Origin of the sequence: Streptococcus oralis (assembly GCF_001578945.1) — a bacterium.
Lineage (GTDB): Bacteria > Bacillota > Bacilli > Lactobacillales > Streptococcaceae > Streptococcus > Streptococcus oralis_Q.
The window spans coordinates 178,548-180,926 of record NZ_KQ969551.1; the positions used below are offsets into that span (position 1 = coordinate 178,548).

Here is a 2,379-nt window from a genome sequence, read left to right on the forward strand (position 1 = left end):
GAATGATTAGAATTTTTTCTGCGGATGACGGTCGATAATGGCTTGGTGATTTTTGAGTGCTTGCTCCCCTTTTTCGGTTAATCTGTAGCCTCGAATCTTAAATGTTAGGGCCAGTTCTTCCTCCGTAAAATGCTCCTGAAGGGCTTGATTCAAGTCAGAGGCTCGCATCTTGGAAAGTCCAGTAATGCCCTTGCTTTTCAGAATGTGTTTTTTCATAGTGGCATTTAAATGATCAAGAGAATCGAAGGCCGTTTCAACTACTGTATAGCCTTTTTCAACTAAAAGCTCTAAGTGTTTAGAGGCATCAATCCCATAGCTGTACTCAAAGTACTTGGGAAACCAACTTTCGGTGGTGAAGGTGCCAAAGTTGATCCGCCAGAGGAGGATCATGTCTCCTGCTAGTAAGCCGTCTTCTAGCAGAATCATGTTTCGTTTGGGGACGGGCTTTGGATCCAGCAGCCAAGACTCTAAATCCCGTTCAGGAGAGATGTAAGGCTGGACTTCGTAGTCTTTATAGAGGGCTTCAAGTTTTGAGGGCATGTGTGATTTCCATTTCTAGTTAATGTTTCTTCATTGTACCAAATTTTTACGATCTTTCAAAAAAATAAAACCTGTCAAGTTTTTTTCTTGACACCTGTCAAAAATCTGCTATAATAGAACATGTGCTAAATAGCTCAGCTATTTCACCGAAACAAAAAATAAGAAAAGAGACATTAAAAAATGGCAGTTAAAATCCGTTTGACTCGTATGGGGTCTAAGAAAAAACCTTTCTACCGTATCAACGTAGCAGACTCACGTTCACCACGTGACGGACGTTTCATCGAAACCGTTGGAACATACAACCCATTGGTTGCTGAAAACCAAGTGACTTTGAAAGAAGACCGCGTTCTTGCATGGTTGGCTGATGGTGCTCAACCTTCAGATACAGTTCGCAACATCCTTTCAAAAGAAGGCGTATTGAAAAAATTCCACGATTCTAAATTCTCAAAATAAGTTTAAAGTAGGTTGACAGATGGATACGATTGAAAATCTCATTATTGCGATTGTGAAACCCTTGATTTCACAACCTGATGCCTTAACTATCAAGATTGAAGACACACCAGAGTTTTTGGAGTATCACTTGGATCTTGACCAAAGCGATGTCGGTCGTGTTATCGGTCGTAAGGGTCGCACTATCTCAGCGATAAGAACGATTGTCTACTCTGTCCCAACCGAAGACAAAAAAGTCAGAATCGTCATCGATGAAAAATAAAGAAAGCGGGACAGATGTCTCGCTTTTTTGTGGAGGAGAAGATATTTTCTTGTTATTTTATGGTTTGAAAAATTTATGAAATATTGGAATACTAATAAATATAAAAACAAAATTAATACTGTTGAATTTTATAAACATTTATATGAGGCGCATGATGTCAATGATTACATCAAGTTATTGAAATTATCTGGGGTTTTTACAAGTGGAAATTCTAGTAATGGTACTAAACTTATAGCTAAATATATTTTAGTGAAGAAATTTTATATATTGAATGAACAGATTGTAAATAAATTTCTATATGAGGTCTCAATCTTGAATCAACTTTATGAGATGATTCAGATTGAAAAAAATCTCTTTTAGATAGCAAAAAGAAAAATATTCTACAATCATCATTATACTACGCACAAGCATACTATGAATTTTTTAAGAATGGTAACAACAGGCTTACAGATTTAAGTGATGGAATTGAAGAAATTTGGTTAAGATTAGGAGATGTGTTAAAAGATTCACTTCGAAAAAAGACAGTCTTTAAATGGGAAAAAGGCGCTAGTTTAACTCAGTCAGAAATTGAAAATATTTTTTCTGTTTTTAGTCGCTTAAATATTTTTAGTTTAGTAATTGACTTATGGACATACAGTGACATTGAATTTAAGATTTATGATAACGAAATTCATATTAAAGAGATAGGTGATTTTAGTATAAAACGATTATATGCTTTAGCAACTTATTTAGATTTAAAAGATTTTAGAGCCCGTTTGGCTTGTAACCCCAATCTTGATCTTGATACTAAATTAGAGAGATCTGATGTAAAACAAAATTTATATAAACTATTAGAGAAACAGGTTAAAGAATATTTTTATACTAAAAATTTTGAAGAAGAATACGATGGTATTAAACTAAGACAGTGGATGGATGCTTATTGGCTTTTATACGAATTATGCGATGAATCTGATGAAAGAATTGTAGTGATTTCAAAGAACAAATTAAGAGAGCTGTTTTTTGATAAAGGACTTCCAGAATACTTGCTTAAGCAACTAATTTTTAAAACTTCTTCTAGAGATTTATATGATAATCCACTTATAGAGTTTGAAGAAGTTTATGTTCTACTATCTAGTTTGGTTTTATAT

General features: G+C 34.2%; 3 protein-coding genes and 1 pseudogene. 3 read left to right on the plus strand and 1 reads right to left on the minus strand.

Annotated features, from left to right (window positions below; translation table 11 throughout):
- Positions 1-6: 6 nt before the first annotated feature.
- Positions 7-540, minus strand: a complete 534-nt coding sequence (locus SORDD16_RS03550; RefSeq protein WP_061452406.1) for a hypothetical protein — start codon at positions 538-540, stop codon at positions 7-9.
- A gap of 180 nt (positions 541-720) precedes the next feature.
- On the opposite strand from SORDD16_RS03550, the gene rpsP reads away from it, so the two are divergent.
- The 3 genes and pseudogenes from rpsP to SORDD16_RS11630 form a co-directional block, all read left to right on the plus strand.
- Positions 721-993 carry a 30S ribosomal protein S16 gene (gene rpsP, locus SORDD16_RS03555; protein ID WP_000268760.1) on the plus strand — a complete coding sequence of 91 codons (273 nt, stop codon included), beginning with the start codon at positions 721-723 and terminating at the stop codon, positions 991-993.
- 19 nt (positions 994-1,012) lie between these two features.
- Entirely contained in the window at positions 1,013-1,252 is a 240-nt protein-coding gene (kphA, locus tag SORDD16_RS03560) for an RNA-binding protein KphA (protein ID WP_000379617.1), read from the plus strand.
- A gap of 494 nt (positions 1,253-1,746) precedes the next feature.
- Positions 1,747-2,379, plus strand: a pseudogene (locus tag SORDD16_RS11630) (hypothetical protein); the annotation flags it as partial.

Coding starts and splice junctions, on each gene's coding strand:
- SORDD16_RS03550 (WP_061452406.1), bottom strand. CDS start 540: ATGCCCTCAAAACTTGAAGCCCTCTATAAAGACTACGAAGTCCAGCCT.
- kphA (WP_000379617.1), top strand. CDS start 1,013: ATGGATACGATTGAAAATCTCATTATTGCGATTGTGAAACCCTTGATT.
- rpsP (WP_000268760.1), top strand. CDS start 721: ATGGCAGTTAAAATCCGTTTGACTCGTATGGGGTCTAAGAAAAAACCT.